At 28.7% G+C, this 5,935-nt stretch carries 5 protein-coding genes; all 5 read left to right on the forward strand.

Features of this window, described 5'->3' with window-relative positions; translation table 11 throughout:
• Positions 1 to 189: 189 nt before the first annotated feature.
• A complete protein-coding gene (gene pth, locus ACO5J6_RS10005) occupies positions 190 to 756 on the forward strand; it encodes an aminoacyl-tRNA hydrolase (RefSeq protein WP_485643726.1) in 567 nt (188 codons plus the stop codon).
• Positions 757 to 826: 70 nt separating this feature from the next.
• Complete coding sequence (locus ACO5J6_RS10010) at positions 827 to 1,696, forward strand: RluA family pseudouridine synthase (protein WP_485643727.1); 870 nt, start codon at positions 827 to 829, stop codon at positions 1,694 to 1,696.
• A 78-nt stretch (positions 1,697 to 1,774) separates the two neighbouring features.
• Positions 1,775 to 2,185, forward strand: a complete 411-nt coding sequence (locus tag ACO5J6_RS10015; protein WP_485643728.1) for a hypothetical protein — start codon at positions 1,775 to 1,777, stop codon at positions 2,183 to 2,185.
• A gap of 236 nt (positions 2,186 to 2,421) precedes the next feature.
• On the forward strand, positions 2,422 to 3,861 hold the full coding sequence (locus tag ACO5J6_RS10020; RefSeq protein ID WP_485643729.1) for an AMP-binding protein: 1,440 nt from the start codon (positions 2,422 to 2,424) through the stop codon (positions 3,859 to 3,861).
• A 135-nt stretch (positions 3,862 to 3,996) separates the two neighbouring features.
• Positions 3,997 to 5,004 carry a type I glyceraldehyde-3-phosphate dehydrogenase gene (gap, locus tag ACO5J6_RS10025; protein WP_485643730.1) on the forward strand — a complete coding sequence of 336 codons (1,008 nt, stop codon included), beginning with the start codon at positions 3,997 to 3,999 and terminating at the stop codon, positions 5,002 to 5,004.
• Positions 5,005 to 5,935: the final 931 nt, after the last annotated feature.

The following is a 5,935-nucleotide window of genomic DNA, read 5'->3' on the forward strand; positions in this document are numbered from 1 at the left end:
TATCAAATGATTTAACGTTATTGGAGAAACTATTCTTTTCTAATAAACAAAAAAATTCGACACTTAGATGAAAAATCAGGTGTCGGATTTTTATTTTTTATTGAATATATGATATAATTAATCATATAAATTTGAAGAAAAAAGAAGGGAGAAAAGCAGCATTATATTAAAAAGCTGCAAATTTGAATAATGAAATTAATAGTAGGACTGGGAAATCCCGGAGAACAGTATAAACTTACGAGACATAATATAGGATTTATATTTATAGATGAATATTTGAAAGAAAACAATATAACTGATATAAAGGAAAAATATAAGTCCGAATTCGTTCAGACGACTTACAGGGGGGATAAGGTCTTTTATCAGAAACCTCTTACTTTTATGAATTCGAGTGGGGAAGCTGTGAGAGAAGCTGTGAGATTTTTCAAGATAGATCCTGAAACGGAGCTTTTTGTCATTTATGACGATATGGATATGGAATTTGGAAAATTAAAGATTAGAAAAGACGGAAGGTCAGCAGGACATAACGGGATAAAATCCATAATTCAAAATGTGGGAGAGAAATTTATAAGAATAAAATATGGTATAGGAAAACCCAAATCAAAAGATGAAACGATAGGGTTCGTTTTAGGTAAATTTACTCCTGATGAAAAGGAAGTTTTGAAAAATGACAGAGAAAAAATGTTTAGACTGATAGATGACATAAAAGATGAAATGCCGTTAGAAAGACTGATGAATAAGTATAATACGAGATAAGTAGATTTATTAAAAACTATAGAAGAAAAAAGAAGAAGGTACAAATAAAAGTATAAATTAAAGGAAAAGTATGAAAAAGTTTAAGTTGGAAAAACAGTATCAAAGAATGAAAATTTCCCAGTATTTGAGAGAAGTACAGAATTATTCGGGAAGAAGTTTAAGAAATGTGGAAGTTTTTTTAAACGGAAAACAGGTAAGAACTACAAAAAAACTCCCTTCAGGGGGAATACTCAAAGTAATTGAGAAAAATAAAGGAACGGATATAAAGCCAATAAAACTGAATTTGGACATAGTGTATGAAGATGAAGATTTGATGATTGTAAATAAAGAGCCGTTTTTGCTGACGCATCCGACACAGAAAAAAGCAGATTTTACACTGGCAAACGGGATAGTACACTATTTCAAAGAAAAGTATGGTCAGGAAATGGTGCCGAGATTTTACAACAGGCTGGATATGAATACATCAGGTCTTATAATCATTGCTAAAAACAGTTTTGCTCAAGCATTTTTGCAAAATTTTTCGGCTTTTGAGAAAAAATATTTGGCAATAGTTGACGGTATTATGGAAACAGATGATGAAATTATTATAGAAAAGCCCATATACAGGGACGGAGATAATCTTGAAAGAATAATAGATGAAAGAGGACAGTATGCAAAAACGGTGATAAAACCTTTGAAAAAATTTGATGATAAAAATGTAACCCTTGTAGAATGCGAGCTTTTTACAGGGAGAACTCATCAAATAAGAGTACATTTAAAGTCTATAGGACACACAATAGTCGGAGATGAGCTTTATGGAAAGGGTCTTGATATTGAAAAAGGGATAAAAAGGCAATTTTTGCATGCTTATAAAGTCAAATTTACACATCCTGTTAAAAAAGAAGAAATGGAAATAGAAATACCGATATTTAATGATATGAAGGAATTTTTGGAAAGATGAAACAAAATAGAAAATACTTGACTTTAAAAGAGTTTAATCGTATAATAAGTTAAAAAAATTTAATAAGGGAGTGGAATCATGAAAAAAATAATTTTAATGTTAGTAATTTTATTTGGAATATTGAGTTTTTCGGAAAATAATTCAGATTTTAAAGTACCCGGTGAAGGAGAAAAATTTACTACGGACGGAAATCTTCATGAAGATAAAATATTGAATAAATGGCTTGGAGCAAATGAGGCTTCTCATAAAATAACTAAAGACGGAAAAGATTATCTTTTTGTTCTTTCTATAGGAGTAGAAGGGAAAGAAGAGGAAGAGGAATACAAGGAAAAGGCTGTCGCATACAAAAATATGTGTATAAGAGTACCAAAACCGTCTAAAGGAGTACCGATAGGTTCCAATTTGTGTATAGGTTATGATACAAAGTATAAAAAACCGGCTGCTATCGATTTGGAAACAGGGAAAATTATGTTTTTTTTGAGTGAATAAAAATAATTGCAGATATGAAATAAAAAAGGAACTGTCTCGAAAGGAAAATTTAAAAAATAATATGAAAAAATATATTTATGAATAACTGTTACAAGTGTAATTTTAGCAGATGAAAAAATATATTTTTCATGTATTTTATTTCTATTTTGAATAGTTCCTTTTTTAATAAATATAATTTGAAGAAATACATTAGAAAATGCTATAATTTATATAATAATTCTGAAAGGAGTTTGAATATGATGATAACTGATAAAATAAAAGAATTAAAAGAAAAATGCTCCTATAAAACGGCGTTAGTCGATATAAAGACGAAAAATAAAATTACATTCAGTCAAATGGATATAAGATCAGATAAAATCTGTACCTATTTTGAAAAAAAAGGATTGAAAAAAGGGGATAAAATAGTAATTTTTATTCCTATAGGAGTAGAATTTTACCTGATTTTGACCGCCATATTAAAAATGGGAATGCAAGCCGTATTTATAGACCCTTATGCCGATACCGAATATATAAATAAATGTTGTGAAACGGTTTCTCCCGAAGGAATAGTCGGAAGCGGAAAAACTATTTTAAAAGGATTTTTTTTGAAAGGGATAAGAAAAATCAGAAAAAAAATTAATTATGTCAAAATGTTAGAGCAAGCTGAAGGACTGCCTCCGATGAAAAAGAAAAAAATTAAAAAATATGAGAGGGCTGAAGAACAGATTAACGAAAAAACGCCTGCACTTATCAGTTTTACCGACGGGGATACAGATTTTTCTAAAATTATTACAAAAACACAGGGATTTCTGCTGGGACAATATAATGTTCTTGAAAAAAACCTGAAATTCGAGAAAGAAACGTCCGTTTATTCTTCTTTTCCCGTATTTGCACTTTTCCATATGGCTATGGGGAATACTACTTTTATTTCTGATATAGATTTAAGAAAACCTGTGGAAGCAAATCCCGAGGATATAATCAGGCAGATAAAGGCAAATAAAATACAGAATATAATGTTATCACCTGTGGTATTTGAACAAATTGCGGATTATTCCGAAGGAAAAAAAGTACAGCTGAAAGATGTTAAAAATATATATATTTATGAAGCTCCTGTATTTCCTAAGCTTATGGAGAAAATTCGGAAAATCTTTACAGAGGCTGAAATAAGAGTTCTGTATGGTATGTCCGAAGCAGGACCTATTTCGATACTGAATTTTGAAGATATAGCGGAGGAAGATATTGAAAATATGAAAAAAGGAGCGGGACTGCTTGTCGGAAAAACGGTAGATGAAATAGAACTTAAAATAGAAGAAAACGAAATATTCGTAAGAGGAGAAAATGTAATAAACGAATATACAGATATTCAGGAAAATTCTAAAGACAAATGGTATAGAACAGAGGATATGGGATATATTGACGGGAAAGGTCGACTTATGCTTTTAGGAAAAGTAAAAAGACAAATAAAGATTGGAGAAAATGTTTATTATCCTTTAGCGATTGAAACTGCTTTTTCTTTCTGTAAAGCTTTGAAAAAATCAGTTCTTACATTGAAAAATGATAATTTATGTCTAATTGTAGAGAGAAATCCCGAATTTAAAGATGATTTAACTGAAAGTAAGGAAATTATGGAATTAAAAGAAAAATTCGGTATATTTGAAATAACGGAAGCTGAAATCCCTGTAGACAAAAACTTGTAGATAAAAAAGGTAACAATAAAATACAGTTTTTTACTTGTGGAATATATTGAAAAGTTAATTAATTTGTGATATACTTAACTTATGATAAGTATATTAATAACTTAATATATAAAATTTTTAGGAGGTAATAGTAATATGGCAGTTAAAGTAGCAATTAACGGTTTTGGAAGAATTGGGAGATTAGCATTGAGATTAATGGCTGATCATCCTGAATTTGATGTAGTTGCAATTAACGATTTAACAGACGCTGCAATGTTGGCGCACCTGTTCAAATATGACACAACACAAGGAAGATTCAATGGAGAAATTGAAGTGAAAGAAGGGGCATTCGTAGTAAACGGAAAAGAAATTAAAACTTTCGCTGATGCAGATCCTGAAAATTTACCATGGGGAAAATTAGGAGTAGACGTAGTATTGGAATGTACAGGGTTCTTTACTTCTAAGGAAAAAGCTGAAAAACATATTAAAGCCGGAGCAAAAAAAGTAGTTATATCCGCACCGGGTTCAGGAGAAATGAAAACAGTAGTATTCAACGTAAATAACAATATTTTGGACGGAACAGAAACAGTAATATCGGCAGCTTCTTGTACAACTAACTGTTTAGCACCAATGGCTAAAGTTTTACAGGATAAATTCGGAATAGAAGTTGGGTCAATGACTACTATCCACGCTTATACAGGAGACCAAAATACTTTAGATGCTCCTCACAGAAAAGGTGATTTCAGAAGAGCAAGAGCGGCAGCTGCAAATATAGTTCCTAATACAACAGGAGCAGCAAAAGCTATAGGACTTGTAATTCCTGAATTAGCAGGAAAATTGGACGGAGCGGCTCAAAGAGTACCTGTTCCTACAGGTTCATTGACTGAGTTAATTTCAGTTTTGAGTAAAAAAGTTACTAAAGATGAAGTAAATGCAGCTATGAAAGCAGCAGCTAACGAATCATTCGGTTATACTGAAGAGCCATTAGTATCTTCAGATATAGTTGGAATTCATTTCGGTTCATTGTTTGACGCAACTCAAACAAAAGTTATCGAAAGCGGAGATAAACAATTAGTTAAAACAGTTTCATGGTATGACAATGAAATGTCTTACACTGCTCAATTAGTAAGAACATTGAAATACTTTGTTGAACTTGCAAAATAATAAATTTTGAATTAATATGATTTGAGAATTACTGTAATAAAATCGGCTGATTTTTCAGTCGATTTTTTTGTTATTATGTTTTTAAAATATAAAATTTTAATAATATAATATATAATCAAAATCATAAAGTGAAAAAAACAAACAATATATGTTTTAATTAAAATATCTGATTTTAAGCATAAATTTTGTTTATTCAAAATTTTAAAAAAAATATTTTTGAAATATTGACTTTTTATGGAAATAAGATATAATTTTACTAAGATGAACTTGATATTTTTTAATTAAGAAAAAATTTATATAAAATTTTTACTAAGATTGTTAATAAATATTGATACAAAAATGTTCAATAAGTAAATTAATAAGAGTAAAAATAATAATGATAAAAAATAGTGATAGTGGAAAACAATAGTGAAATTGATAGAATATTGTAAATAATATTTTGTAAAAAATATACTTGTTTCGTTGTTCTAATATAATTATTTTTGCTGTAATATAGTGTACTGTAAAAATATATTTATTTCATTTGCAAAATTTTACTTATTCAAAACAGTCATTCACTAAGAAAAAATCAAAATGGATGATTTTTTCTAAGGTTCATTTCCTGTTTTTCATTGTAAAATTTAGAAGAATTCATAAATATATTTTTTACAGTTTAAAATATTAGGATACATATTTTTGTAACATTTAGTGATAAAGAGTTTGTTGATAAATTTTTGAAATAAGGAAATATTTAAAACATAGTATATTAAAATAAAAGATATAAAGGCATATTAAGATGAATAAATATCTAATATCAAAACAATAAAACAATGAAATAATAAAACAATGAAACAATGAAACAATGAAATAATAAAATAATAAAATAATAAAATAATGAAATATAAGTCATTTGATTAAAACAAGTAAATGAAAGTCAAAATAAAAAAATTGG

The sequence above is a fragment of the Pseudoleptotrichia sp. genome, assembly GCF_057270515.1.